Raw genomic sequence first — 25,733 nt, forward strand, 5'->3', positions numbered from 1 at the left:
AGGCCGGCCGGATGCGGGCGTTTCGCGGACGGCACCGGTGCGCATCCGCTTGCTTCATCTGGTTTGTCGGGTTGGCATGTCGCAAGGCATTGTCTTGAGGCTTCTGACGGCAGGCCTCGTCATTCACATCGTCAGCGGCGCCTAACGCATATTACCCAAAAGCGCACCGAGGTCGGACCTAAGCGTTGCGCTTCAAGCGGACTTCTTGACGCTGCCCGGCTTGTTCTTGGTCATGAGCGAGGCTGCGGCGACGGCCTTCAGGGCGACCGGGCGATAGTTGGCGCTGAGGTCGGGTTTGGCCGCCTGTTGCTCGCCGCTACTGCTCTTCTTCGTGGTCACGATACTCTCCATTACTTGGTTCTTCCCTAGTGATTTTATGTTTTGCTGTTTCGTCATAAATAGCGACAAATCAGAGGCGTAGCCTATCAGGATTTGTAACTGCGCACCATAATTCGCGAGGCTTAACTGAAGCCTACGTTGGTTAATACTTACTGAAGGAAGCGGTTCCGATAAAAGTGCACAGCGGTTTTTCTGGGGAAAACGCTGACCTGTTTTCCCGGTAAAAGCCCACGCCCTTCCCCGGGAGCAACGCACGCTTGTCCCGTGAATCAGAATGAAGAGAGGGAAAGAGAGAAGCATTTCCGTCATGCGGAGAAATCGGGAAATGCTCGAAGGTCAGATATGCCGGCCGATATCGTCGTCGCCGACGCCGGGTTCCTCGATCGTCAGGGTCCCGTATTTCCGACGCCATCTGCGCGCGCCAAAGGGAAGCGATACGAGATAGGCGGCGACGGTAAAGACCATCACCTCCCAAGTGTAGCTCATCAAGAGAGCCACGTAGAGCACGACGCCAAGCATCATCGGCAGGACGAGATCGCGTCGCAACCGATTGCCTTCCGATTTGCCCGACCAGACCGGCAGCCGGCTGATCAGCAGGAAGGCGATGGCGACCGTGTAGATCGATGAAATGAAGGCGAAGGTGCGGTCGGTCGCAAGCCCAAGGAAGCCGAGATAGACCGGCAACAGCACCAGCATGGCGCCGGCCGGCGCCGGCACGCCGACGAAATATTCCGATTGCCAGCTCGCCTTGTTCTCGCGTTCGGCCATGACATTGAAGCGAGCAAGGCGAAGCCCGGCGGCGATCGCATAGATCAACGCGGCGATCCAGCCGAGGGAGCGCGCTTGGTCAAGCGCGAAGACATAGACGACGAGGGCGGGCGCCACGCCGAAATTGACGATGTCGGCAAGCGAGTCCATCTGCGCGCCGAACTTCGAAGTCGCCTTCATCAGCCGCGCCACGCGCCCGTCGATGCCGTCAAGGAAGGCAGCAAGCAGCACCATGGCGACGGCGAGCTCGTAGCGGTTTTCGAAAGCGAGCCGGATGCCGGTCAGCCCGGCGCAAATCGCCAGAATGGTGATGAGGTTCGGAACGACGAGCCGGAGCGGAATTTCGCGCAGACGCGGACCTCGGGCAGAATCATCCGGTCCGTTGGGCTCGAAGGGCGGAAAGGGCGTTTCCATATCGCGCTCCAATCTTAGCTGCGGCGGCTGATGACGGGCCCCTTGGCCGAAGCGAATTCAGCAATGACCGTTTCGCCGGCAACCGCCGTCTGGCCGAGCGAGACGCGCGGCGCAGCACCGGCGGGCAGGAACACGTCAAGCCGCGAACCGAACCGGATCAGCCCGAAGCGCTCGCCGGCATCCAACGGTTCGTTGGCATTGGCCCAGCAGAGGATGCGCCGCGCCACGAGGCCGGCGATCTGGACGACGCCGATCTGGCCGTGGCGGGTTTCGATCACCAGCCCGTTGCGTTCGTTGTCTTCGCTTGCCTTGTCGAGCTCGGCATTGACGAAGCTGCCGGAGCGGTAATTGATGCTGACGATGCGTCCGCGCATCGGCGCCCGGTTCACATGGCAATTGAAGACGTTCATGAAAACCGAGATGCGCAGCATCGGCTCGGAACCGAGGTTGAGCTCGGCCGGCGGGGTGACCATCTGAATCGCCGAGACCTTGCCGTCGGCAGGCGAGATCACCAGGTCGTCGTCCTGCGGGGTCACACGCTCCGGATCGCGGAAGAAATAGGCGCACCAGAGCGTGAAGATCATGCCGATCCAGAAGAGCGGCTTGAAGATCCACCCCAAAACCAACGATGCGACGAAGAAGGCGGCGACGAAGGGATAGCCCTCCTTGTGCACGGGGACGATCGTGTTGCGAACCGTGTTGAGCAGGCTCATGGCTGCCGGTCTCCTTGCGTTGCCGTTTTTTGCTGGTTAGCGAAAAACCGTCTCCGGGGCAATGCCGTGACCCCGGCCCCGGTTCCCACGCCGGGGTTCTGAACAATAAAAGCCGGCGCCCGTCTTCGGCCTGCGCACTCAGCTTGCCGGGGCAAGCCGTGTAATCACGCCCATGTCGTCGCTTTCGCGCACTTGCTTCAGATGTTCCTCCGCCTGCGTCGCTTCGCGCTGGCGGTTCCACATCGACGCATAGAGGCCGTTCTTTTCGAGAAGGGCGGCATGTGTTCCGCGTTCGGCGATCTCGCCGCTTTTGAGCACGATGATCTCGTCGGCGCTGATGACGGTCGACAGCCGGTGGGCGATAACAAGCGTCGTGCGGTTCTTCGAAACCACATCGAGCGCCGTCTGGATTTCCCGTTCCGTGGTCGTGTCGAGCGCCGATGTCGCCTCGTCGAGGATCAGGATCGGCGGCGCCTTGAGGATGGTGCGGGCGATCGCCACGCGCTGCTTCTCACCGCCCGAAAGCTTCAGCCCGCGCTCGCCGACCTTGGTCTCGAAACCCTCCGGCAGCATTTCGATGAAATGGGCGATTTGCGCCACCTCAGCCGCCGCGAAGACCTCGCCGTCGCTGGCCGATGTCCGGCCGTAGCGGATATTGTAGGCGACCGTGTCGTTGAAGAGGACGGTATCCTGCGGCACCATGCCGATCACCGAGCGCAGGCTCTTCTGGGTGACCGTGCGGACATCCTGGCCGTCGATGGTGATCGCGCCGCTTTGAATATCGTAGAAACGGTAGAGCAGGCGCGACAGTGTCGACTTGCCAGCACCGGACGGGCCGACGACTGCGACCGTCTTGCCGGCAGGCACCTCGAAGGAGATACCTTTCAGGATCGGGCGGGCCGGATCATAGGAGAAATGCACGTCCTTGAAGGAGATCGCGCCTTGGCCGATCCGCAGTTCGGCGGCATCGGGCGCGTCCTTGACCTCGGCCCTCACTTCCAAAAGGTCGAACATCTGCTCGATGTCGGTCAGGCCCTGGCGGATTTCACGGTAGACGAAGCCGATGAAGTTGAGCGGCACCGAAAGCTGCAGGAGCATCGAATTGACGAAGACGAAATCGCCGACGGTCTGCTCGCCGCGCTGCACCGCTAGGGCCGACAGCACCAGCATGATCGTCGTGCCGATGCCGAAGATGACGCCCTGGCCGAAGTTCAGCCAGCCGAGCGAAGTCCAGACATCGGTTGCCGCCTTCTCGTAGCGCGCCATCGATTTGTCGAAACGCTTGGCCTCCATCTCCTCATTGCCGAAATATTTGACCGTCTCGAAATTGAGGAGGGAATCGATCGCCTTGGTGTTGGCGTCGGTGTCGCTGTCGTTCATCGATTTGCGGATGGCGATGCGCCAGTCGGAGGCGCGGATGGTGAACCAGATATAGGCCCAGACGGTGAAGGCTGTGACGGCGAGATAGGAGAAGCCATAGCCCCACCAGAAGATCACCGCCGTCAGCAGGAATTCGATGAGGGTCGGGACTGTGTTGAGGATCGTGAAGCGCACGATCGTCTCGATACCCTTGGTGCCGCGCTCGATGATGCGCGAGAGACCGCCTGTCTTGCGCTCCAGATGGAAGCGTAGCGATAGTTCATGCATGTGCACGAAGGTCTTGTAGGCGAGCTGGCGCACCGCATGCTGCCCGACGCTGGCAAAAAGCGCGTCGCGCAGCTGGTTGAGGCCGAGCTGGATCAACCGGGTGACGTTATAGGCGATAACAAGCGCGATGGCGCCCGCAAGGATCGGCGGCACGGTTCCGGCAAGATCCATCCTGCCGTTCAGCGCATCTGTCGACCATTTGAAGAAATAGGGAACGAGCAGCAGGACGAACTTCGAGATCAGCAGGTAGACCGAAGCCCAGACGACACGCATCTTGAGATCTGTGCGGCCGGCCGGCCACATATAGGGCCAGAGGTTGAAAAGCGTCCGTAGCAGATGGGATTCCGAGACTGTCTTGCCGTTTGCCATGCGTGTCTCCAGCCCGGATGAACTTGCCGCGGTCGCGGCGCTGCGATGCCCGGCAAAGTGCGGGACATGCCCGACAGCGCTTCCCGCGAACTTAGCCCGCCATCGCCAGATAGGGTGCCGGGCGGACGAATACAACAAATGCGGGGTTCAGGAAAAGACGGGCCGGGCGGTTATTCCGCCCGGCCCGTCCGTTTGTTTCGTCGCTCTTAAAGGTGCTGGCCGGAAAGACGTTTGCGGTGCAGCTCTTCGGCGTTCGGCAATGCATCTTTCGGCAGCCCGAAGATTTGGCCCGGCCGGATGCGATCGGGATCGACGATCTTGTCCTCATTGGCGATGTAGATCGTCGTGTAGCGGACGCCAAGGCCATAGGTGCGGCGCGAGATCTGCCAGAGTGTATCGCCGCGGCGGATGATGACCGCCGCATTGTTTGCTGTCAGCGGCGCCTGCTGGATCGTCTTCGGCTCGTTGCTGGCCGCGTCGTTTGCCGCCGGCGCTGCGGGAGCGGGCGTCGCGGTAAGTTCGGCGATGATCGCGCCGAGCCGGTCGAGTGCGGCGCCGACGGATTTCGCATCCTTCGGCAGGCCCTGCAGCAGTTTCAGGGCATTGGCGGCGGTCTGCGAGGCCGAGCCGGAGGCCTGCTTGAAGACGTCGGAGGCATCGACTGCCGGGCGGAAGTCGGCGACCGAGCGCAGTGCGAATTCGGTTGCCGAGCGCGCTGCCGCAAGCTGTTCGTCGCCAGGTTGCTTGCCATCGGCAAACAACCCCTTCAGCAGGCCGAAGGCCTTGCCAGCCTCGGCCTTGCGTTTGCCGAGCTCGCCTTCATCGAGCGGCACCAGCGAAGAAGCGCCGCTTGCATCGGAGGGAACGGATTGCGCGGCAACCCTGACCTGATCGCCCGCCGGGCGGTTGAAGTTCACCGAAGCGCGCACAATTACCTTGCCGGCGGCATCGACGACGTCGACGCGGATCTTGTGGTCGCCGACCGAGAGCGCCGCGACGCCGTCGATGACGAAATGGCCGTCGGAGCCCGCGGTGTCCTGGCCGACAAGGCTGTCGTCGGCATAACCAAGCACCTTGGCGTTGGAGCGTGTCGTGCCGGCGATGAAGATCTTGTTGCCCTCGATCTCTACGGCATTGACCATCACGTCGGGCGCAACCGTCTTGCCGGATTCGGCAGTGCCGGGGGCGGCGGGTTGGGGATTGGCGCTTCCGGAGGCGGCATCCGGCAGGCCCGGCGTCTGGAGCGCCAGCTCGCCGGTCGGGGCCGGAGTGGCGGCTGGCGCAGCCGAGGTTTCGCCTGTCGCCGGCTTGTCCGCAAGCGGCGACGCCGGATTGGAGGCGTCGGCGACTTCGGTTCCGCCCTTGGGGGCGGTGATGATGCGGCTCGCTGCGCCGGGTTTGGAGACCATGGCGAGCAGATCGGCGCCATTGCCGTCCTTCGGCACGGAAATCGTCGCGACCTCTTCGGAAAGCATGCTCTTGCCGTCCTTGCTGGTGAATTTGAGTACCAGCTGGTGGTCGCCCGCCGAAAGCGGATCGTCGAGCACAGCGGCGAAATCACCGCTCGCACCGACATCGGCCGTGGTCACTACTTTTTCGCCATCGAGCACTTCGAGCTTGCCGTTAGGTTCGGCCGAGCCGGCAATCACGGTCGAGCCATCGGGCTCGACGCGCAGCACGTCGAAGGCTGGAAGCTTCGGGCCGGCATCCTTCGCCGCCGTGGTCGCTGCGGCAGGCTCGGGCGCGCCGGTCAGCGCGGCTTCGGCCTTGGCGATCGCGGCAAGCGCATCGGCGACGTTCTCAGGCAGGGCTTGAACGATGGCGAGGGCCTTTGCCGCGCCGTCCTTGGCCTTCGCGGCAACGGTCTGGGTTGCTGGATCGAGCCCGTCGGGGATTGCGAAATCGGCAAGCGCCTTGAGCGCGCCGATCGCCTTGGTCTTGGATGCGGTGAGCACATCCAGAGCCGGTCCCTTGCCGTCGGCAAACAATGTCCTAAGTTCGCTGAGGGAAGTGCCGGCTGCGGCGGAGAGGCTGCCCACCTGTTCGGCCACGGCAGCCGAGTCGGCCACAGCGGAGCGCGATGTCTTTGCCGACTCGTTAACCGTGTTCTTGAGGTCCGTGCTCGCCTGGTTGATGGCGTCGCCGACTTTGGCTGCATCCCCGCCGATGCGCGGCATGACGAAAAACACCATCAGTAAGATTGCGATTACGAGCACTGCAAGGGCCAGCAAGCCGGCACGGTTCTTCATCATTATGTCTCCCAAGGCGGCAATTTGCCGTAGTAACGAAAATTGCTAGCGATTCCCGCTGCTTTTCACAAGCATTCAAAGCATTTCGGCAAGCTAGGTATGCTGCTTTTCAGTCAATTTTCTTGACTGCATTGAAATGGAATAGTTGTTTTGCCCCTATGACCGAACAATCCGTATCGATTCGATCCATCTGCGTTTACTGCGGCTCCAGGCCGGGACGCGATCCCTCTCACATGGCGGCCGGGCGTGCTCTCGGAAGAGAGATCGCCGAATACGGCCTGCGCCTTGTCTATGGCGGGGGCACCAAAGGCATTATGGGCGCGGTTGCAAGCGGGACGCTTTCAGGCGGCGGTCAGGTCACGGGCATTATTCCCGAGTTCCTGATCGATATGGAAGCGACTCGCCACTCGCTTGGTCAGCTCAACGAACTTATTGTAACTCCTGACATGCATGCGCGCAAACACACGATGTTCGAGCGCTCCGATGCCTTCGTCGCCCTGCCTGGCGGCATCGGCACGCTGGAGGAGATCGTCGAGATCATGACCTGGGCGCAGCTCGGCCGTCACGAGAAACCGATGGTTTTTGCCAATATCAACGGCTTCTGGGATCCGATGATGGAATTGATGCGCCATATGACCGAGGAAGGCTTCCTGCATACCGCCCACCGGGTGCAGCCGCTTATCGTCGACGAGGTTTCCGGCATCATTCCGGCGATCATGGCCCAGGCCGCCCAACTTGCCGCCGATCGCGACGGCGAGAACGAGGTAATTTCCAAGATGTAGGCGCGCAAGCGGGCGTCGAAGACGCCCGTGGTCTAAGTCTTTGTTTTTTGCATGTCGTTATCGCCAAAACCGCGGCACACTTTTGCGCGACATGCTTTAGCGTCCGCGGCTTCCCCTCAGCATCGACCAGCTATAGAGGAACAGCCCCGCCCAGATCAGCGGGAAGGCGACCATGCGAGCCGTGCCGAGCGGCTCGTGGAAAGCGAAGACGGCGATCAGGAAGATCATCGTCGGGGCGATATACTGCATGATCCCGATCGTCGAGAGCTTCAAGAGCTTGGCGCCGTTTGCATAGATCATCAGCGGTACGGCGGTGATGATGCCGCAGCCGAGCAGCAGGACCGTGTCCGCAAGGCCGGTACGGTAGAGATGGCCCTGGCCGCTGCCGAATTCGAGATAGAGGATGTAGAGGAGGGCAGGCCCGCTGAGGAGCAGCACCTCGAGGAAGAACCCCTGGTTCGGGCCGAGCGGCAGCGTCTTGCGGAAAAGGGCATAAAAACCCCAGGAGATCGCCAGCGTCAGCGCCACCCAGGGAATGCCGCCGCTATCGAATGCGAGAACGATGACCGCGAGCGCCGCAAGCGCGATCGCCGCGATCTGCAGCGGCTGCAGCTTCTCCTTGAGGAGCACCGATCCGAGAAAGATGCTGAACAGCGGATTGATGAAATAGCCGAGTGCGGCATCGAGCGAATGGCCGGCGCCGATCGCCCAGACGTAAGTGCCCCAGTTGACGGTGATCAGCGCCGCCGTCAGCGTCGCCATCGCCAGCATGCGCGGCGAGCGGAGTGCCGTGCGGATATCCTGGGTGCGCCCGAGCACGATCAGCACGATGCCGGCCACCGGCAGCGACCAGATGATGCGATGTGCGATCACCTCGGCGGGCGAAATATGCGCCACCGCCTTCATATAAATCGGCAGGAAGCCCCAGAGCAGGTAAGCCGTCAGCGCAAAGGCGAAGCCGCGCGGACTATCTTCGTTCTTGATCAGCGGAGCGGATACATCGGTCGACATCGAGTGTTTCCATATTTGTTCTTCTTCTGATCCGGCCTAGCTTAAGCGCCGTGAATAGGCCAATTCATTTCGTTGAATGAAGCTTGAGAGGATTTGAAGCGCAAGACGCAAACAGGCATCGGCCGCATCGGCGCCCGAAGTGAACGGATGGTATTTGGACGGCGGTCTTTTCGCTGAACCGGCGGAATGGACTTATTCCGCCGCGATCTTGCCTGCCAGCTGCCGGTTCTTCATCAGCTTATAGATGACGGAGTCCATCAGCGCCTGGAACGAAGCGTCGATGATGTTATCCGAGACGCCAACCGTCCACCAGCGCACGCCGTCACCGTCGGTGGATTCGATCAGCACGCGGGTGATTGCCGCTGTGCCGCCGTTGAGGATACGCACCTTGAAATCGGCGAGCACCAGATCGTCGATCTCATGCTGGTATTTACCGAAATCCTTGCGCAGCGCGAGGTCGAGCGCGTTGACCGGTCCTTCGGCCTCGGCAACCGACATCAGCGTCTGGCCGTCGATGGTGATCTTCACCACGGCTTCCGAAACGATCTTGATGCGGCCATGGGAATCGAAGCGCCGCTCGATCATCACCCGGAAGCCGTCGATCGAAAAGAAGTTAGGGATGGTGCCCAAGGTGCGGTGCGCCAACAGCTCGAAGCTCGCATCCGCACCCTCATAGGCATAACCGGAAGCCTCTCGCTCTTTTACGATCGAGATCAGCAGGTCGAGTTTCGGATCGTCCTTGGCGACGATGATGCCGCGTCGCTTCAGCGCATTGATGAAATTCGCCTTGCCGCCCTGATCCGAGACCATCACCTTTCGGAAATTGCCGACGCTTTCCGGCGGCACGTGTTCGTAAGTGCGCGGATCTTTCAGCAGAGCGGAAGCATGGATACCGGCCTTGGTGGCGAAGGCGGACGCGCCGACATAGGGCATCTGGTGGTCGGGCGAGCGGTTGAGCAACTCGTCGAAGGCGTGCGAGAGCCTGGTGAGGTTCAGCAGCCTCTCCTCGTCGATCGCCGTTTCGAAGCGTGAGGTATAGGTGCTCTTCAGCGCCAGGGTCGGGATCAGCGTCACCAGATTGGCGTTGCCGCAACGCTCGCCTATGCCATTCAGCGTGCCCTGGATCTGCCTGACGCCGGCTTCCACGGCAGCGAGCGAATTGGCGACCGCCTGGCCGGTATCGTTGTGGGCGTGAATGCCCAGACAGCGGCCGGGAACGCCGGCGGCAATCACCGCCTCGACGATAGCGCGCACCTCGGGCGGCTGTGCGCCGCCATTGGTGTCGCAAAGCACGACCCAGCGCGCGCCGCTCTCATAGGCGGTCTTGGCACAGGCGAGCGCATAGGCGGGATTGGCCTTGAAGCCGTCGAAGAAATGCTCGCAATCGACGATCGCCTCCTTGCCTGCGCCGACCGCCGCCTTGACGCTTTCGGCAATGCATTCGAGGTTTTCGTCGTTGGTGCAGCCGAGCGCGACTGCGACATGATAGTCCCAGCTCTTGGCGACGAAACAGATGGCATCGCTCTTCGATTGCAGCAGCCCGGCAATGCCGGGATCGTTGGAGACCGAGACACCCGCCCGCTTCGTCATGCCGAAGGCGACGAAGGCGGCCCTACTGGTGCGCTTCTCGCTGAAGAAGGCTGTATCCGTCGGATTGGCGCCGGGATACCCGCCCTCGACGTAATCGAGGCCGAACTCGTCCAGCATGGTGGCGATCGCGATCTTGTCCTCGACGGAAAAGTCGATGCCGGGCGTCTGCTGCCCGTCCCGGAGCGTCGTGTCGAAGAGGTAGATTTTTTCCTTGGTCACCACGATGCCTCCCAGGCATTGAATGCTTTTATCCGGGGCGTAAACACGGCTTGCAGCACTAGTCTTGCTTCCCGGCGAACTTGTCCGTCGCCCGGATCAGTTGATCGAGAATGCCCGGCTCCGAATAGGCATGGCCGGCGCCCTCGATCAGGTGGAACTCTGCCTTCGGCCAGGCCTTGTGCAGCAGCCAGGCATATTTGGCGGGGCAGGGCATGTCGTAGCGGCCATGCACGATGACGCCGGGGATATCCTTGAGCCTGCCGGCATCGCGGATCAGCTGCCCTTCGTCCATCCAGCCGGCATTGACGAAGAAGTGGTTCTCGATGCGTGCAAAAGCATAAGCGAATTCCGGCTCCTCGAACTTGCCGCTCGTCGAAGGCTCCGGCAGCAGCGTGATCGTCTCGCCTTCCCAGATGCTCCAGGCCTGCGCCGCTTCGAGGCGCACGTTCCTGTCCTCATGCGTCAGGCGGCGATGATAGGCATGCATCATTTCGTGGCGCTCTTTCGGAGGAATGGGCGCGATGAAGCGCTCCCACTTGTCCGGGAACATTTCCGACACGCCGAACTGATAGTACCAGTCGAGCTCGGCCTTGGTTAGCGTATAGATGCCGCGCAGGATGAGTTCGGATACGTGCTCCGGATGCGTCTCGGCATAGGCGAGCGCCAGCGTCGAGCCCCAGGAGCCGCCGAAGACCTGCCATCTGTCGACGCCGGCCATTTCGCGCAGGCGCTCGATATCGGCGACGAGGTGCCACGTCGTGTTGGCGTTGAGTTCCGCATGCGGCGTCGACCTGCCGCAGCCGCGCTGGTCGAACAGCATGACGTCGTAGAGCGCGGGATCGAAAAGCCGGCGATGGGCGGGCGAAATCCCGCCGCCGGGGCCGCCATGCAGGAAGACGGCCGCCTTGGCGCCCGGGGTTCCCGAGCGCTCCCAATAGATCTCGTGTCCGTCGCCGACATCGAGATGGCCGGAAGCGTATGGTTCGATTTCAGGATAGAGCGTGCGCAGCACTTCGGTCATATCTTCACGCCTTTTGCGGGCCAGACGGCGGTATCGTGGTCGGGATGCTGGAAGGAGATGATCGCTTCCTGCCGAGCGTAGAAATCCGGGTCCTTGTGAACCGGCGCGTCGAAGATCGTCTCGATCCAAGGCAGGCGGGCATCGTAATTGACCTGGATCCGTGGTGCGAGATCGCTGCGGTCGTCAAAGGTGCCGATCGCAAGCTCCAGGCCGCCAGGATGCCGGTAGGTCATCGGCGTGCCGCAATTGCTGCAGAAACCGCGCTCGATATTGACCGAGGACTGGAAATAGTTCGGCTCGCCGCGCGTCCATTCCATCCCTTCTTCAGGTGCGGTGACGAGCGCGGAGAAAAAGCCGCCGAACTGCTTCTGGCACATGCGGCAATGGCAGATCGACGGCCGCCCCAGCGGGCCTGATATGCGGAAGCGCACGGCGCCGCACTGGCATCCGCCTGTTCTGATCTTATCCGTCATGGAATTCTCCGTGGCCAGTTGGAAGTATCGTGATCGGGGTGCTGATGATTGCTTGCAGCGATCGCGTTCTCGCGGTCGGGCGTTTCAGGCTCGGCTTCCACCGGCAGCCCGTCGAGTGCGTGGAACCAGGACATCTTGCCGCCGGTGTTGGATTGCATCACCGGCTTGACCGCATCGGGATCGTCCAGCGAGCCGAGCGTGATGTTGATGAAATCCGTTTCCGGAATATCGTAGAACAGCGGCGTGCCGCAATCGCCGCAAAAGCCGCGCCGCACGAGATCGGACGAGTTGAACCATTTCGGCTCGTCGCGCGTCAGCTCGAACTGCTCGCGCTTGGCCGCAGCGAGCGGCAGGAAATAATTGCCGGCCGCCTTCTGGCACATGCGGCAATGGCAGATGTGGGGATAGTCGAGTTCGCCGCGGGCGCGATAACGAACCGCCCCGCACTGGCATCCGCCCGTCAGTCCTGTCATTTTCATCACGCGCGATCCTCCGGCGGCCAGACCGGCGTATCGTGGTCGGGATGCTGATAGGAAACGAGCTCGTGCAGGAAGGAGCCCGCCGTCAGATCCGCCTCGGTTTGCTCTGCCGGCAGTTCGTGCAGATGATCGACGAATCCGATCTTGCCTTCAACGCCCCACTGGATGGTCGGCGGCAGCTGCGACGGATCGTCGAATGCACCTGCGGCAACCGCCATTCCATCCGGCGCCTCATAGGTCAACGGCGTGCCGCAATCGCCGCAGAAACCGCGCTCGACAAAATTGGAAGAGCGGAACTTTTTGCGCGCTCCGCGTGTCCATTCGAACTCGGCGCCACGCACTGAAATCAGCGGCGCATAATAGGCTCCGAACGCCTTTTGACACATGCGGCAATGACAGATCGAGGAGTCCTTCAGTTCGCCGCTGACGCGAAAACGCACCGCACCGCACTGGCATCCGCCGGAATAGGTCTTGGTCATGGCAGGTCCTTTCCGATGGTGCGGACGATGTGACTGCACACGTTGTCGATATCGCGCAGGATATCGTCGTTCCAGAAGCGCAGGACCGTCCAGCCGTCTGCATTTAGACGTTCAGTCCTGATGTCGTCATAGGCGACGTTTTCGGGAATGGCATGCTGCGAGCCGTCTATTTCGACGATAAGGCGATGGGTTGGGCAGGCGAAATCGACGATATAACCCGCGATCGGCATCTGCCTGCGGAAGCCAAGCCCCATCAAGCGGTGGGCACGAAGTTCGTTCCAGAGTTTCAGTTCGGCATCGGTCATAGCCTTGCGCATACGCTTGGCATTTGCCCGCCGTTGCGGAGGAACTGGTGTGTGTGACATATTTTGTCTTTCGCTCCGGGCTACACCCCCCTCTGTCCTGCCGGACATCTCCCCCACAAGGGGGGAGATCGGCAAGATGCAGCGGCTTCGCGAAATCTCGATCGTACGCCAAATGGCTCCGGTCATCTGCGGCGTTTGATTAGGGCGAGCGGGCGCTCCCAGCCAATCTCCCCCCTTGTGGGGGAGATGCCCGGCAGGGCAGAGGGGGGTATGTCTCGCCACCCAACTCATCCTATCGCTTAACCTCCCACGTCGTCACGCGCTCGCCCGTCACCGCATCCTTGCCGTCCTTCAACTGGATGCCTTTTGCCGTCAGTTCGTCGCGGATATTGTCGGCCTCGGCGAAATTCTTCGCCTTCAGCATTTCGAGACGCATGGCGACCAGCGCATCGACCGCCGCTGCCACGGCTGCGTCGATCTCCGTTTTCTTCGGTAAGACACCGAGGAGTGAGGCTGTTGCGGCAAAGGTAGCGCCTGCGGCGGGATCAGTGTGGGCCGCCTGCGCCAGCGCATGCAATGCCTGAACCGCCGCGACTGTGTTGAGGTCGTCGGCAAGCGCGTTCAGCACGGTTTCATCGGGCGCGGCATCGCCGGCTTCCGTCGCCGGCCATTTGGCGAGCAGACGTTCGGCCTCTTCCAGTCGCTTGATCGAAAAATCGATCGGCTCGCGGTAATGCGTCATCAGCATCGCCAGACGCAGTACTTCGCCCGGCCATTTGCGGCCGCCGAAGGCTTCGGTGTGGAGAAGGTCGTAGATGGTGACGAAATTGCCTTCGGATTTCGACATCTTGCGGCCCTCGACCTGCACGAAGCCGTTATGCATCCAGATATTCGCCATTACCTCGGTGCCGTGGGCGCAACGCGACTGGGCGATCTCGTTTTCATGATGCGGGAAGATCAGGTCCAGCCCGCCGCCGTGAATGTCGAAGACATCCCCGAGATAGCGCCGGCTCATCGCGGAGCACTCGATATGCCAGCCCGGCCTGCCGCGGCCCCAAGGGCTCTCCCAGCCGGGTTCGTTATGGCTCGACAGTTTCCACAGCACGAAATCGCCCGGGTTCTTCTTGTGGGCGTCGACGGCGACGCGAGCGCCGGCCTGCTGTTCGTCGAGCGGACGCTTCGAAAGCTGGCCGTAATCCGCCATGGATTTGGTGTCGAACAGCACCTCGCCTGCCGCCACATAGGCATGACCGTTGCCGATCAGCTTCTGAATGATCTCAATCATCTGCTCGATATTGTCGGTGGCGCGCGGCTCGACGTCCGGCTCGAGGCAACCAAGTTCGGCGACATCGGCGTGAAATTGCGTCTCGGTCTTTTCCGTCACCGCCCGGATCGCATCGTTCAGCGGCAGGCCGGGATGATCCCTCAGTGCCCGCGCATTGATCTTGTCGTCGACGTCGGTGATGTTGCGGGCGTAGGTGACGTGATTTTCGCCATAGACATGGCGCAGCAGGCGGAACAGCACGTCGAAGACGATGACCGGCCGGGCATTGCCGATATGGGCGAAATCATAGACCGTCGGGCCGCACACATACATGCGGACGTTCTCGGCATCGATCGGCTTGAAGACCGATTTCTCCCGCGTCAGCGTGTTGTACAGCTTCAGTTCCGGCGTGCCGCCCATTTCACTCTCCCAAAATACACAAAGCAGAAAATACCGCTGCCGGCAGGCCGGGGCGTTTCGCATCTTGGAGATTTGGGAGACGAAAACGGCCAGGCCAGCTTTAGGCTAGCGAATAATCTTCCGGCAAATAATGCAGGTAACCGTTTTCATGGCGCGTTTTATGGCGCGGGATCGAGGTTTGGTCAAGGAGAATAAAGCGATCCGAAACAGCGAATTCGATCTGCCGTTGCGGTCAAATCGTTATCGATTGTTGAGGTCCTGGCTCTGGGGGAATTTTGGTTGGGAACGCAATTTTTGAGTGAAACCCGCTGCCGAAAAGCAGATGGCACCTTTGTCCAACTCAATCCGGTAATCCCAAACGAACAGTCCGCCGCTGGGAGTGGGGCGCATATTTTTCCGGGTGATATCAGATATGGTTGTCGGAATGGTGTTTTCAGGCTCGATTGCGACCTGGAGATCGGAGATGTCGTGAAAGATGAGATCGCATTCCGATATCCAGAAACCGAGGAAAAGATCATCTCGTCTTTCCCACCTAAAAATGTAGTCGATATCAATTTTGAACTCGAAGTTTTCATTCGGAAGCGAGATTGAATAGAGGCGGCAATCGTGCCAGCCCATCACATCAAAGTCTTCGTCTGTCCAAATTTCCTTCTCGGTCACCGGATTATCCAGGCAGCCGGTAATCCACCAGCTTATTCTCGCGCACGATGAACAGCTTGCCGGTCTCGGTCACACCGGGTCCGACCAGCGGCAGGATCGCTTTCGCCACCTCGGACGGATGCGGTAGCGTCATCGGATCTTCGCCAGGCACGGCCTGCGCCCGCATCGCGGTGCGGGTCGCACCCGGATCGACGCTGGTGATGCGCAGCGGCGTCGATTGGCTCTCGCCGGCCCATGTGCGGGCCAGCGCCTCGACGGCCGCCTTGGAAGCGGAATAGGCGCCCCAGAAGGGCCGGCACTTGTGGGCCGCACCCGAAGACAGGATGACGGCGCGGCCGGCATCCGAGCGCGTCAACAGCGGGTCGACCGAGCGGATCAGCCGCCAGGTGGCGTTCACGTTGATATTCATGACCTTCTCGAAGACTTTCGCCTCGATGTGGCCGATCGGCGAGATGACGCCGAGCACGCCGGCATTGGCGACGAGGATGTCGAGCTTGCCCCAGCGCTCGAAGATCGAGCCGCCGAGACGATCAATCGCTTCCATGTCGGCGAGATCGAACGGAACCAGCGTCGCAGAGCCGCCGACGGCCTTGATGGCATCATCGAGATCTTCCAGGCCGCCGACGGTGCGGGCACAGGCAATCACATGCGCGCCGGCCTTCGCGAGTTCGAGGGCCGTGAAATAGCCGATACCGCGCGATGCGCCGGTGACCAGCGCGATCTTGCCGTCAAGATTGATGTTCATCTGCTCCGGTCCTGGCTGTGCTTGAAAAGGTAAGGGGCGCAATAAGCGCCCCAGATCAGAAAGTCAAAACGGAAGCGGTTCAGCCGTTGCTGGCAAGCATCGAAAGCTTGTTGCCCATCGACTCGCCATTTTTGTCGAGCAGGCGGGTCGGATAGTCACCGGTGAAGTAATGGTCGGTGAACTGCGGGCGGGCCGGATTGCGGTCCTCGCCGCCGACGGCACGGTAGAGGCCGTTGATCGACAGGAAGGCAAGTGAATCCGCGCCGATATATTTGGCCATGGCTTCGACATCGGCATACTGGTTTGCAAGCAGCTTGTCTGCATCGGGCGTGTCGATGCCGTAGAAGTCGGGGAAGAAGATCATCGGGCTGGCGACGCGGAGATGAACTTCACGCGCGCCGGCCTCACGGATCATCTGCACGATCTTGAGAGACGTCGTGCCGCGCACGATGGAATCGTCGACCAGCACCACGCGCTTGCCTTCGATCATCGCCCGGTTGGCGGAATGCTTCAGCTTCACGCCGAAGGCGCGGATCTGCTGCGTCGGCTCGATGAAGGTGCGGCCGACATAGTGGTTGCGGATGATGCCGTATTCGAAGGGAATGCCGCTTTCCTGCGCGTAGCCGAGAGCTGCAGGCGTGCCGCCATCCGGCACCGGCACGACCACGTCGGCATCGACAGGCGATTCCTTGGCAAGGTTCATGCCCATGTTCTTGCGCGTCGTGTAGACGTTGCGGCCGCCGACGACCGAGTCCGGCCGGGCGAAATAGACATATTCGAACAGGCAGAGGCGCTCCGGCTGCGGCTTGCTGGGCTTGCGCGCGTCGATGCTGATCGAGCCGTCAGGCTGGATTTCGCAGATGACGACCTCGCCGTTCTCCACGTCGCGGATGAACTTGGCGCCGATGATATCGAGCGCGCAGGTTTCCGAGCAGAAGATCGGCTTGCCGTCGAGTTCGCCCATGACGAGCGGGCGGATGCCGGTGGGGTCGCGCGCGGCGATCAGCTTGGTGCGGGTCATGGCGAGCATCGAATAACCGCCTTCCATCTGGCGGATGGCATCGATGAAGCGATCGGCTGTGGAAGTGTGGCGGGAGCGGGCGATGAGGTGCAGAACGACTTCGGTATCGGAGGTCGACTGACAGATGGCGCCGGTCGCGATGATCTGGCGGCGCAGCGTCAGGCCGTTGGTGAAGTTGCCGTTATGGGCAATGGCGATGCCGCCTTCCTCAAGTTCGGCAAAGAGCGGCTGCACGTTGCGCATCGCCACTTCGCCTGTCGTCGAGTAGCGCGTATGGCCGATCGACATGCCGCCCGGCAGGCGGGCGAGCGTCATGGGGTTGGTATAATGGTCGCCGACGAGGCCCATATGGCGCTCCTGATAGAAGCGCTTGCCGTCGAAGGAGACGATGCCGGCCGCTTCCTGCCCGCGATGCTGCAGGGCATGCAGGCCGAGAGCCGTGAGTGTGGCGGCATCGGGATGTCCCAGAATTCCGAAAACACCGCATTCTTCATGCAGCGTATCTCCGTCGAGCGGATCGTCGGTCGGGAAGGAATGGGACTGGTTCATTTCTGCGGGCCTCTGCTCTCACAAGAATGGATCGGCATTTCCAGAAATAACTGAAGCCCGGCGGAGCTGGAATGCCCGGCCGGACCCCTCATTTCGTCCCGCTCAAATGGCAATTGCCGAAAGGCGGGTCAAGCTCTTGAACACTGTGTCAATTCGCCGGCTGCTGTGCAGGCGCAGTCGGAGCGTCTTCCGCCGGAGCCTGATCGCCCGTCGGCGGGTTGGTACCTTCAGCGCCCTGTGCCGGCGATTGAAGCTTATCACGGATGCTTGCCGGTATCATCTGGGCAAATTGCTCCGGCAGAACCGATTTCAGCTTTACGACCATCAGAATCCAGGAAGGGCTTCGACTTCGCGTCGTTGACCCAGGCCGGACGGTGGTCGACATCGACCAGCCAGTTCCAGAAGGCGACGGCGACGACCAGGAGCAGCACGCCGCGCGCGGCTCCGAACAGGAAGCCGAGCGTGCGGTCGAGCGCCCCGACGCGGCTGTCGATGATGAAATCGGCGATCTTCATGGTGATGAAGGAAATGACGATGAGCGCGATCAGGAAGACGACCGCTGCCGAACCGACGATCGCGATCCGGTCGTCATCGGTATATTTCTTCGCGTAGGGCAGCAGATACGGATAGAGGTAATAGGCCGCAGCCGCCGAGCCGCCCCAGCTCGCGATCGAGAGGATCTCGCGCGAGAAGCCGCGGACCATCGCCAGCACGGCGGAGAAGAGCACGACGCCGATGACAATACCGTCGAAAATCGTAATGGGCATGTAATTTCAACTCCAGGACTGCCGCTTGGCGGCCGTGTCGCGCCTTATCGTGTGCCTCCTATATCATTACCAATCTTGGCAATGAAAGGATCAAACCTCGTCTTCCACACGCAGCGCCCCCTTCGACCCGGCGATGCGCGCGACCAGATCCGGCAGGCTTTCGACCTCGCTCCAGCGACCGCCCGAGCCCTTGGGCAGTTCGGCGGAGGCGGATGGAAGCAGTGCTGCCGAAAACCCCAGCTTCTCGGCTTCCTTGAGGCGCTGGGCGGTGTGCGCAACCGGCCGGATGGCGCCCGACAGGCTGACTTCGCCGAAATAGACGCAATCGGCAGGAAGGGCAATACCGGCAAGCGAGGAAACGAGCGCCGAGGCGACGGCCAAATCGGCCGCCGGTTCGGAGATGCGGTAACCGCCGGCGATATTGAGATAGACGTCGTGCTGGCCGAGTCTCACGCCGCAATGGGCTTCCAGCACAGCCAGAATCATCGACAGCCTTGCCGAATCCCAGCCGACCACGGCGCGCCGTGGCGTGCCGAGCGAAGTCGGCGCCACTAGCGCCTGCACTTCGACGAGCACGGGGCGGGTGCCCTCCATGCCGGCGAAGACCGCTGCACCTGGCGATTTCTCGTTGCGTTCGCCGAGAAAGAGTTCTGAGGGGTTGGCGACTTCGCGTAAACCCCGGTCGGACATTTCGAAGACGCCGATCTCGTCCGTCGGGCCGAAGCGGTTCTTGACCGTGCGCAGGATGCGGTAATGATGGCCGCGATCGCCTTCGAAGTAGAGCACGGCGTCGACCATATGCTCGACGACGCGCGGACCGGCAATCTGCCCGTCCTTGGTCACATGCCCGACGAGCACCATCGCCGCACCCGTCTGCTTGGCGAAACGGATCATCGACTGCACGCCGGTGCGTACCTGCGTCACCGTTCCCGGCGCGGATTCGGCGAGTTCGCTCCACAGCGTCTGGATGGAATCGATGATAACGAGGTCCGGCCGCTTGCCCTCGGCGAGGGTCGCCAGAATATCTTCGACATTGGTTTCCGCTGCCAGCATCACATCTGTATCGGCCGCCGCCAGACGCTGCGCCCGCAAACGGACCTGCGCCACCGCCTCTTCGCCGGAAACGTAGATGATCTTTTGGCCGCGCCGCGCAAGGGCGGCGGCGGCCTGCATCAGCAGCGTCGATTTGCCGATGCCGGGATCGCCGCCGATCAGCACCGCCGAACCGCGCACGAAGCCGCCGCCGAGCGCCCGGTCGAGCTCTGACATGGCGGTGTGGATGCGCGGCGCCTCCTCGATCTCACCCGACAGCGCCGTCAGCGTCACCGGACGGCCCTTCTTCGGCGTCTTGCCGGGGCCGGCGCCGATGCCGCCCATCGGGTCTTCCTCGACGATGGTGTTCCACTCGCCGCAATTATCGCATTTGCCGGCCCAGCGGTTATGGACTGCGCCGCAATTCTGGCAGATGAACTGTGTCCTGGCCTTCGCCATCAAGCTACTCTTTCAGTCCGGATTTACCGAATGAAGCGATCCATAGGCTTCATCGAATCATTGTCATGCTTGAGATAATGGCTATCGCGACGGATCAAAACTAATGATTTCCCCATCAGCGCTTTGCGTGCCTATCCTTTAGCCGTGTTTATCCGGAATGGTAGAAGATGTTCGATTATTCGCTCGCGCACTGGCTTGCATTTCTGTCGGCGGCAGTCTTGCTCAACCTTTCGCCCGGTCCTGACATCGCTTTCATTCTCGGTCACACGATGAAAAGTGGAAAACGCGCCGGCTTCTCCGCGCTGTTCGGCGTCTGGTCCGGCGCGTGCCTGCACGTCCTGATGGCTGCACTCGGCCTTTCCGCCGTGCTTGCCGCTTCCGCCGTCGCCTTCTCCGCGGTCAAATGGATCGGCGCTGTCTATCTCGTCTGGCTGGGCATCCAGGCCTTGCGGGCCAGCGGCGGGAGTGGCCTGGTAAAAACTGCCGGTGAAAAAATGCGGGCCGCGAAGATCTACCGGCAGGGAATCCTGGTGTCGCTTCTCAATCCGAAGGTAGCGATCTTCTTCCTGGCCTTCCTGCCGCAATTCGTTGTCGAAGGGGCAGGGCCGGCATGGGCCCAGCTCATGCTGCATGGCGGGCTCATCATCGTCGTTGCCGCCTTCATCGAACCGCCGCTCGTCCTGCTCGGAGGGCGCCTTGCCGACGCACTCCGGAACAATCAAAGGATCGGCCTGTGGCTCGATCGGGGTCTCGGCGCGCTTTTCGTGGCGCTCGGTGTCCGCCTTGCGCTCAGCAGCCGCTGACCGCTATTCCTCCGCGACATAGCGCCGTTCGTGGCGCAGCCCCATGCTGGTCAGGATCTCGTATCCGATGGTGCCTGCCGCCCGCGCCACGTCGTCGACCGGTATGTTCTTTCCGAATAGCTCGACATAATCGCCGGCGCGCACAGCATTCTCGGGAAGGTCGGTGACATCGAAGATCGTCAGGTCCATGGTTATCCGGCCGGCGACTGGGACCTTGTGCCCGGCGATGAAGCCGTGTCCGCCTTGCGTTACTGCCTGGCGCAGCGGCACGCCACCGCTCGACTGGCTACGCATGTAACCGTCGGCATAACCGGCAGATACAATCGCCAGCCGGCTTTCACGGCGAAGCTGCAGCGCCCGCCCATAGCTGACGGTCTCGCCGGCCTCGACGGTGCGCACCTGGATGATGCGTGCTTCAGCGGTGGCGACCGGCCGCATCGGGTTCGCCATGCCGCTGACCGCCTCACCGCCGTAGAGCGAAATGCCGGGGCGGGTCAGGTCGAAATGATAATCCTCGCCGAGAAAGATGCCAGCCGAGGCGGCAAGACTTGAATCGATGCCTTCATAGGCGGCGCTAACCCTGCGGAATGATTCGAGCTGACGCCGGTTCATCGCATGGCTGGGATCGTCGCCACAGGCGAGATGACTCATGACGAGCACCGGCGCAAAGCTTGCCGGCCGCGACACGTCGTCGACCAGCGCCAGCGAATCGTCGACGCGCAATCCCAACCGATTGAAGCCGGTATCGACATGCAGTGCGCAGGGGTAGTCACCGTAATCGGCAAGCACTGCCATCCAGAAGGCAAGCTGTTCGTCGGAAGAAATCACCGGCACCAGATCATTCTCGAAGAAGCGCCGCTCGGTGCCCGGCCATATGCCCGAGAGCACGAAGATGCGCGCCTCGGGCGCATAGAGGCGAAGCGTCACCCCTTCATCGACGGTTGCGACGAAGAAATCCCGCGCGCCCGCCAGATAGAGCGCTTCGCCGGCATCTTCGATCCCCATGCCATAAGCATCCGCCTTGACGACGGCTGCTGCGCGCGCAGCCCCGGATCGGCGCGCCATGTCGCGCCAGTTCTCCGTGAGCGCGGTCAGGTCGACAGTCAGCCGCAGGCCTGCTGAAGCGAAAAGGTCATCTTCTTCGAAGGGGATAGGAAAATCTGTCATGAACTGCCGCAAATATTGAAGGGAGAACCACTTCACCCAGTCTAAAGAGCATTGTGGCCAAGGGAAAGTGCAAGCGGTGACATACCACCTTTGCCGCCTCCATGATCACTTTTGTTCAAGACGCATGCCGGCTTCCGCGCTAACCTTGTCAGATGCAGAACGTATCGCAGAAAGAGGCGGCAGACGCCATGCCGCTTGCCAATGTCGAATCGGCCCGCTTCTGGCGGGACAGCCGCTTTCGCGACATGGAGTGCCTGAGCGCTACCTTCCTGACGCATGAATATGCGCCGCATGCGCATGATACGTTCAGCATCGGCGCGATAGAAAGCGGCACTCAGATCGCCACGCTGAGCGGCAGGCGGGAGGAGACCGGCCCGGGAGACCTCTATCTTATCGATCCGGGCGTCATTCACGACGGCGCCCCCGGCGGCGAGGGCTACCGCTACCGCATGATCTATCCCGACATGAAGCTGTTCGTCGATATTCTGGAGGATGTGACGGGCAAGGCCTTCCACGCGACGCCGTCTTTCTCAGGCGGCCTTCCGCGCGATCCGCAGCTCGCCAATGCCTTTCATGCCGCCCATCGCACGCTGGAAAGGGGCGCAGGCGCGCTGGAGTCCGATGAAAGCATGTTCTCGGTGTTGGCGGCGATTTTTGCGCGTCACGGCAGCACCATCGTCGTGCCTGTCGATACCAAGGAGCGGAGCGCCGTCGCCCGCGCCCGCGAATACCTCGTCGAGAATTTCGACAGCGACGTCGGTCTCGAGGAACTGGCCGGGGTGGCGGGATTGAGCCGCGCTCACCTCATCCGCGCCTTCCGCAAGGAATATTACATCACGCCGCACGCTTTCCTCACCGACCGGCGCGTACAGGTAGCCCGCCGGCTGCTGCGGCAGGGGCGCATGCCGGCCGATATTGCGCTCGAATGTGGCTTTGCCGATCAGGCGCATTTCACTCGGCACTTCAAGGCGCGCACGGGCGTGACACCCGGTCAATTCCGCACGGGCTGATCACTTTCGTTCAATACGGCCGTTGCAGGCTGGGCTAAGCCTCCGCGATCTTGATCAGGAGGTTGCCATGTTGCAGCACAGCCGGCCAACCGGCGAATTTCTTGCTGGCGAATTTCTCGCCGGAATGCGCGCCATTTTTCCGCTTGTTGTCGCTGTCTTGCCGATCGGCCTGGTCTTTGGCGCAGTCGCGGCCACTAAGGGCCTTTCGCCGCTGGAAACGACGCTGATGAGCGCACTTGTCTTTGCAGGCGGTTCACAATTCGTGGCAATGGACATCTGGACGCATCCGGCAAGCTTGATTGGCGTCGGCTTCGCGGCCCTGCTGGTCAATATTCGCCACGTGCTGATGAGCGCGTCGATCGGCACGAAAATGCAATCCTTCTCGGGCGTCAAACGTTATATCGCCATGCTCTTCCTTGCCGATGAGCTCTGGGCCATGGCGGAGTTCCGCGCCGGCAGCACGCAGCTGACGCCCGCCTGGTATGCGGGCATCGTCACGCCCTTCTACCTCACCTGGGTCGGCTCATCGCTCGCGGGCGCTCTGCTCGGCGCCTTTCTTGGCAATCCTGCCGTCATCGGCCTCGACTTTGCCTTTCCGGCCGTCTTCGTCGTGCTGGTCATGGGCTTCTGGAAGGGGCCGGAAACCGGCGCAGTCCTTGCCGCAAGCGGTGTCGCGTCCGTGGCGGTCCACCACTTCGTGCCCGGCGTCTGGTATATCGCCGCCGGTGCGCTGGCCGGGCTGGCAACGGCTCTCTGGCAGGGCAGGGTGCGGGAGCAGGCGGCATGATCCTCGACCTCAACACCTTGATCGCCATCATTGCGATGGCCGCCGCAACGATTTTCACCCGTCTCAGCGGCCTCGTCTTGATCCGTCATGTCGCGATGGATGAGCGCCGGAGAACGGCGATCGAAGCCATTCCACCGGCCGTGCTGATGGCCGTCATTGCCCCGACCGCCTTTGCGACCGGCTGGGCGGAGACGCTGGCCTGCGCGGCGACAGCGATCGCCGCGCGCCGCCTGCCGATGCTGGCGAGCGTCGTGGTCGGCGTCGCAACGGTCGCTCTGTTGCGGGCTGCGGGGCTCTAAAGGAATTGGCGCGGCAAGACCGCGTCAATGTTCCTCGTATTGTATGAAGGAGGGATCTGCGAGATCGGCGAAGCGCGTGAATTCCGCCTGGAAGGCGAGCTTCACCGTGCCTGTCGGTCCGTGACGCTGCTTGGCGATGATCACGTCGGCCGTACCCTTCACCTTGTCGAACAGCGCTTCCCATTCAGGATATTTCGGATCGTGAGGATCGCGCGGCTCCTGGTTCTTGACGTAGTATTCCTCGCGGAACACGAAGAGCACGACGTCGGCGTCCTGCTCGATCGAGCCGGATTCGCGAAGGTCGGAGAGCTGCGGGCGCTTGTCGTCGCGGCTTTCGACCTGACGCGAGAGCTGCGAGAGGGCGATGATCGGAACGTTGAGTTCCTTGCCGAGCGCCTTCAGGCCGGTGGTGATCTGGGTGATTTCCTGGACGCGGTTGTCACTCGATTTGCCCGAGCCGGTCATCAGCTGCACGTAGTCGACCACGAGCACGTCGAGGCCGCGCTGGCGCTTGAGGCGGCGCGCTCGCGCCGAAAGCTGGGCGATCGAGATACCGCCGGTCTGGTCGATATAAAGCGGCACCTTCTGCATCATCATCGAACAGGCGACAAGCTTTTCGAAATCGGCGTCGTTGATGTCGCCGCGGCGGATCTTCGAAGACGAGACTTCCGTCTGCTCCGAGATGATACGGGTGGCGAGCTGTTCGGACGACATTTCGAGCGAATAGAAGCCGACCACACCGCCATTCTTGGCCTTCGTGCTGCCGTCCGACTGGACTTCGCCTTCGAATGCGGCGGCGATGTTGTAGGCGATGTTGGTGGCAAGCGAGGTCTTGCCCATGCCGGGGCGCCCGGCAAGGATGATCAAGTCCGAACGCTGCAGGCCGCCCATCTTGGCGTCGAGCGAATGGATGCCGGTGGAAATGCCGGAGAGGCCGCCGTCGCGTTCCTTGGCGACAGCTGCCATATCGATGGCGAGGGCGACGGCATCGTTGAAGGATTGGAAGCCGCCGTCATAACGGCCGTTTTCCGCCAGTTCGAAGAGACGGCGTTCGGTATCTTCGATCTGCGACTGCGGCGGCATGTCGAGCGGCGCGTCATAGGCGATATTGACGACGTCCTCGCCGATGGTGATCAGCGCCCGGCGCAGCGCGAGATCGTAGATCGCCCGGCCGTAATCCTCTGCGTTGATGATGGTTACGGCGCCTGTGACGAGCCGCGCCAGATATTCCGAAACGGTCATGTCGCCGACTTTCTCGTCGGCCTTCAGGAAGGTCTTGATCGTCACCGGGTTGGCGATCTTGCCCATGCGGATGATATCCCCGGCAACCTCGAAGATCTTCCGATGCAGCGGTTCATAGAGATGGGTCGGCTTCAGGAAGTCGGACACCCGGTAATAGGCGTCGTTGTTCATGAGGATGGCACCCAGGAGCGCCTGCTCGGCTTCGATATTGTTGGGCGCTTCGCGATAATGCTGCTCCGACGGAGCAACGGCTGCAATCTTTCGAGCGGCGTCGTTCATCATCATCCGTTCTGTCTTTTTCCAAATCCGGATTTGCAATTCCGGATGGAGAAAATCAAGGGCTTGCGAAAGGAGCGGGGCTCACTTCGCTTAAATCCTGAACGCTGTGCACATTGTTCGACTTCTCCACAGTCCAAAGCGAGACAAAGGAGAAATACCCGGAGTGTCACCGACAGGACACGGTACGGAGCCGACTCAGCTCATTCGTTCCGGAGAAGGTCATGTTAGCGCGATGACATCAGGCACGCAGCAAAAACATCCGGACAATCCCCCGTTAAAAGGCGACCCAATCGCCGCATGAATACCGAGCGGAAAAAGAAAAAGCCCGGCGCGATGGCCGGGCTTTCGTGTCGCGGATCGCTCCGGCGAGA

Annotated in this window: 24 protein-coding genes and 1 pseudogene; 5 read left to right on the forward strand and 20 right to left on the reverse strand. The window is 61.6% G+C overall.

Translation table 11 applies throughout. The annotated features are described in order from the left end of the window. Positions 1-192: 192 nt before the first annotated feature. From NE852_RS07165 to NE852_RS07185, 5 genes are all read right to left on the reverse strand, one after another. Positions 193-339, reverse strand: a complete 147-nt coding sequence (locus NE852_RS07165) for a hypothetical protein (protein ID WP_164841411.1) — start codon at positions 337-339, stop codon at positions 193-195. Positions 340-675: 336 nt separating this feature from the next. Then, a complete protein-coding gene (gene pssA, locus NE852_RS07170) occupies positions 676-1,521 on the reverse strand; it encodes a CDP-diacylglycerol--serine O-phosphatidyltransferase (protein WP_008522454.1) in 846 nt (281 codons plus the stop codon). A gap of 14 nt (positions 1,522-1,535) precedes the next feature. Continuing rightward, positions 1,536-2,234, reverse strand: a complete 699-nt coding sequence (locus NE852_RS07175) for a phosphatidylserine decarboxylase (RefSeq protein WP_008522453.1) — start codon at positions 2,232-2,234, stop codon at positions 1,536-1,538. A 138-nt stretch (positions 2,235-2,372) separates the two neighbouring features. Further along, complete coding sequence (locus tag NE852_RS07180; RefSeq protein WP_008522451.1) at positions 2,373-4,250, reverse strand: ABC transporter ATP-binding protein/permease; 1,878 nt, start codon at positions 4,248-4,250, stop codon at positions 2,373-2,375. Positions 4,251-4,456: 206 nt separating this feature from the next. Beyond that, positions 4,457-6,502 carry a LysM peptidoglycan-binding domain-containing protein gene (locus tag NE852_RS07185; RefSeq protein ID WP_258156342.1) on the reverse strand — a complete coding sequence of 682 codons (2,046 nt, stop codon included), beginning with the start codon at positions 6,500-6,502 and terminating at the stop codon, positions 4,457-4,459. 155 nt (positions 6,503-6,657) lie between these two features. Between NE852_RS07185 and NE852_RS07190 the strand changes: the two genes are divergently transcribed. Beyond that, positions 6,658-7,281, forward strand: a complete 624-nt coding sequence (locus tag NE852_RS07190) for a TIGR00730 family Rossman fold protein (protein WP_008522430.1) — start codon at positions 6,658-6,660, stop codon at positions 7,279-7,281. Positions 7,282-7,377: 96 nt separating this feature from the next. Here NE852_RS07190 and rarD read toward each other — a convergent pair whose 3' ends face one another. From rarD to radA, 13 genes and pseudogenes are all read right to left on the reverse strand, one after another. Beyond that, the gene (rarD, locus tag NE852_RS07195; protein ID WP_008522428.1) at positions 7,378-8,292 is read right to left on the reverse strand and encodes an EamA family transporter RarD; all 915 of its coding nucleotides are present in this window, start codon (positions 8,290-8,292) and stop codon (positions 7,378-7,380) included. A gap of 192 nt (positions 8,293-8,484) precedes the next feature. Further along, positions 8,485-10,101: a citramalate synthase gene (cimA, locus tag NE852_RS07200; protein WP_008522426.1), complete on the reverse strand. Its 1,617-nt coding sequence runs from the start codon at positions 10,099-10,101 to the stop codon at positions 8,485-8,487. A gap of 58 nt (positions 10,102-10,159) precedes the next feature. Beyond that, positions 10,160-11,122, reverse strand: a complete 963-nt coding sequence (gene pip, locus NE852_RS07205; RefSeq protein WP_258156343.1) for a prolyl aminopeptidase — start codon at positions 11,120-11,122, stop codon at positions 10,160-10,162. Next, complete coding sequence (locus NE852_RS07210) at positions 11,119-11,595, reverse strand: GFA family protein (protein ID WP_008522416.1); 477 nt, start codon at positions 11,593-11,595, stop codon at positions 11,119-11,121. Before NE852_RS07210 ends, pip begins: the two co-directional genes overlap by 4 nt. Beyond that, on the reverse strand, positions 11,592-12,068 hold the full coding sequence (locus NE852_RS07215) for a GFA family protein (RefSeq protein WP_037170577.1): 477 nt from the start codon (positions 12,066-12,068) through the stop codon (positions 11,592-11,594). Before NE852_RS07215 ends, NE852_RS07210 begins: the two co-directional genes overlap by 4 nt. 5 nt (positions 12,069-12,073) lie before the next feature. Further along, positions 12,074-12,553, reverse strand: a complete 480-nt coding sequence (locus tag NE852_RS07220; RefSeq protein WP_008522411.1) for a GFA family protein — start codon at positions 12,551-12,553, stop codon at positions 12,074-12,076. Next, positions 12,550-12,918, reverse strand: a complete 369-nt coding sequence (locus NE852_RS07225; RefSeq protein ID WP_128623476.1) for an endonuclease domain-containing protein — start codon at positions 12,916-12,918, stop codon at positions 12,550-12,552. Before NE852_RS07225 ends, NE852_RS07220 begins: the two co-directional genes overlap by 4 nt. A gap of 232 nt (positions 12,919-13,150) precedes the next feature. After that, entirely contained in the window at positions 13,151-14,542 is a 1,392-nt protein-coding gene (gene cysS / locus NE852_RS07230; protein ID WP_258156346.1) for a cysteine--tRNA ligase, read from the reverse strand. Between the two features lie 240 nt (positions 14,543-14,782). Beyond that, a complete protein-coding gene (locus tag NE852_RS07235; protein ID WP_008522400.1) occupies positions 14,783-15,202 on the reverse strand; it encodes a hypothetical protein in 420 nt (139 codons plus the stop codon). Between the two features lie 4 nt (positions 15,203-15,206). Beyond that, positions 15,207-15,947 carry an SDR family NAD(P)-dependent oxidoreductase gene (locus NE852_RS07240; protein ID WP_008522398.1) on the reverse strand — a complete coding sequence of 247 codons (741 nt, stop codon included), beginning with the start codon at positions 15,945-15,947 and terminating at the stop codon, positions 15,207-15,209. 79 nt (positions 15,948-16,026) lie between these two features. Beyond that, a complete protein-coding gene (gene purF / locus NE852_RS07245; protein WP_008522397.1) occupies positions 16,027-17,517 on the reverse strand; it encodes an amidophosphoribosyltransferase in 1,491 nt (496 codons plus the stop codon). 148 nt (positions 17,518-17,665) lie between these two features. After that, positions 17,666-18,284, reverse strand: a pseudogene (locus tag NE852_RS07250) (CvpA family protein). 90 nt (positions 18,285-18,374) lie between these two features. Beyond that, on the reverse strand, positions 18,375-19,775 hold the full coding sequence (gene radA / locus NE852_RS07255; protein WP_008522393.1) for a DNA repair protein RadA: 1,401 nt from the start codon (positions 19,773-19,775) through the stop codon (positions 18,375-18,377). Positions 19,776-19,942: 167 nt separating this feature from the next. Between radA and NE852_RS07260 the strand changes: the two genes are divergently transcribed. Beyond that, the gene (locus tag NE852_RS07260) at positions 19,943-20,578 is read left to right on the forward strand and encodes a LysE family translocator (protein WP_008522392.1); all 636 of its coding nucleotides are present in this window, start codon (positions 19,943-19,945) and stop codon (positions 20,576-20,578) included. 3 nt (positions 20,579-20,581) lie between these two features. Here NE852_RS07260 and alr read toward each other — a convergent pair whose 3' ends face one another. Then, entirely contained in the window at positions 20,582-21,745 is a 1,164-nt protein-coding gene (gene alr / locus NE852_RS07265; protein ID WP_008522390.1) for an alanine racemase, read from the reverse strand. 188 nt (positions 21,746-21,933) lie between these two features. On the opposite strand from alr, the gene NE852_RS07270 reads away from it, so the two are divergent. From NE852_RS07270 to NE852_RS07280, 3 genes are all read left to right on the forward strand, one after another. Continuing rightward, on the forward strand, positions 21,934-22,755 hold the full coding sequence (locus NE852_RS07270; protein WP_258156658.1) for an AraC family transcriptional regulator: 822 nt from the start codon (positions 21,934-21,936) through the stop codon (positions 22,753-22,755). A 67-nt stretch (positions 22,756-22,822) separates the two neighbouring features. Continuing rightward, positions 22,823-23,542: an AzlC family ABC transporter permease gene (locus NE852_RS07275; RefSeq protein ID WP_008522384.1), complete on the forward strand. Its 720-nt coding sequence runs from the start codon at positions 22,823-22,825 to the stop codon at positions 23,540-23,542. After that, positions 23,539-23,841, forward strand: coding sequence for an AzlD family protein (locus tag NE852_RS07280; RefSeq protein WP_008522382.1), 303 nt, complete (start codon positions 23,539-23,541; stop codon positions 23,839-23,841). The genes NE852_RS07275 and NE852_RS07280 overlap by 4 nt, the downstream gene beginning before the upstream one ends. A 24-nt stretch (positions 23,842-23,865) precedes the next feature. Here NE852_RS07280 and NE852_RS07285 read toward each other — a convergent pair whose 3' ends face one another. Next, positions 23,866-25,362: a replicative DNA helicase gene (locus NE852_RS07285; RefSeq protein ID WP_258156659.1), complete on the reverse strand. Its 1,497-nt coding sequence runs from the start codon at positions 25,360-25,362 to the stop codon at positions 23,866-23,868. Positions 25,363-25,733 lie beyond the last annotated feature (371 nt).

This window comes from Rhizobium sp. Pop5 (assembly GCF_024721175.1).
Lineage (GTDB): Bacteria > Pseudomonadota > Alphaproteobacteria > Rhizobiales > Rhizobiaceae > Rhizobium.

Excerpts from the sequence above, each read along its gene's own strand:
- pssA (WP_008522454.1), bottom strand. The coding sequence starts at position 1,521 with ATGGAAACGCCCTTTCCGCCCTTCGAGCCCAACGGACCGGATGATTCT.
- NE852_RS07175 (WP_008522453.1), bottom strand. The coding sequence starts at position 2,234 with ATGAGCCTGCTCAACACGGTTCGCAACACGATCGTCCCCGTGCACAAG.
- NE852_RS07180 (WP_008522451.1), bottom strand. The coding sequence starts at position 4,250 with ATGGCAAACGGCAAGACAGTCTCGGAATCCCATCTGCTACGGACGCTT.
- NE852_RS07185 (WP_258156342.1), bottom strand. The coding sequence starts at position 6,502 with ATGATGAAGAACCGTGCCGGCTTGCTGGCCCTTGCAGTGCTCGTAATC.
- NE852_RS07190 (WP_008522430.1), top strand. The coding sequence starts at position 6,658 with ATGACCGAACAATCCGTATCGATTCGATCCATCTGCGTTTACTGCGGC.
- rarD (WP_008522428.1), bottom strand. The coding sequence starts at position 8,292 with ATGTCGACCGATGTATCCGCTCCGCTGATCAAGAACGAAGATAGTCCG.
- pip (WP_258156343.1), bottom strand. The coding sequence starts at position 11,122 with ATGACCGAAGTGCTGCGCACGCTCTATCCTGAAATCGAACCATACGCT.
- NE852_RS07210 (WP_008522416.1), bottom strand. The coding sequence starts at position 11,595 with ATGACGGATAAGATCAGAACAGGCGGATGCCAGTGCGGCGCCGTGCGC.
- NE852_RS07215 (WP_037170577.1), bottom strand. The coding sequence starts at position 12,068 with ATGACAGGACTGACGGGCGGATGCCAGTGCGGGGCGGTTCGTTATCGC.
- NE852_RS07220 (WP_008522411.1), bottom strand. The coding sequence starts at position 12,553 with ATGACCAAGACCTATTCCGGCGGATGCCAGTGCGGTGCGGTGCGTTTT.
- NE852_RS07225 (WP_128623476.1), bottom strand. The coding sequence starts at position 12,918 with ATGTCACACACACCAGTTCCTCCGCAACGGCGGGCAAATGCCAAGCGT.
- cysS (WP_258156346.1), bottom strand. The coding sequence starts at position 14,542 with ATGGGCGGCACGCCGGAACTGAAGCTGTACAACACGCTGACGCGGGAG.
- NE852_RS07240 (WP_008522398.1), bottom strand. The coding sequence starts at position 15,947 with ATGAACATCAATCTTGACGGCAAGATCGCGCTGGTCACCGGCGCATCG.
- purF (WP_008522397.1), bottom strand. The coding sequence starts at position 17,517 with ATGAACCAGTCCCATTCCTTCCCGACCGACGATCCGCTCGACGGAGAT.
- radA (WP_008522393.1), bottom strand. The coding sequence starts at position 19,775 with ATGGCGAAGGCCAGGACACAGTTCATCTGCCAGAATTGCGGCGCAGTC.
- NE852_RS07260 (WP_008522392.1), top strand. The coding sequence starts at position 19,943 with ATGTTCGATTATTCGCTCGCGCACTGGCTTGCATTTCTGTCGGCGGCA.
- alr (WP_008522390.1), bottom strand. The coding sequence starts at position 21,745 with ATGACAGATTTTCCTATCCCCTTCGAAGAAGATGACCTTTTCGCTTCA.
- NE852_RS07270 (WP_258156658.1), top strand. The coding sequence starts at position 21,934 with ATGCCGCTTGCCAATGTCGAATCGGCCCGCTTCTGGCGGGACAGCCGC.
- NE852_RS07275 (WP_008522384.1), top strand. The coding sequence starts at position 22,823 with ATGTTGCAGCACAGCCGGCCAACCGGCGAATTTCTTGCTGGCGAATTT.
- NE852_RS07280 (WP_008522382.1), top strand. The coding sequence starts at position 23,539 with ATGATCCTCGACCTCAACACCTTGATCGCCATCATTGCGATGGCCGCC.
- NE852_RS07285 (WP_258156659.1), bottom strand. The coding sequence starts at position 25,362 with ATGAACGACGCCGCTCGAAAGATTGCAGCCGTTGCTCCGTCGGAGCAG.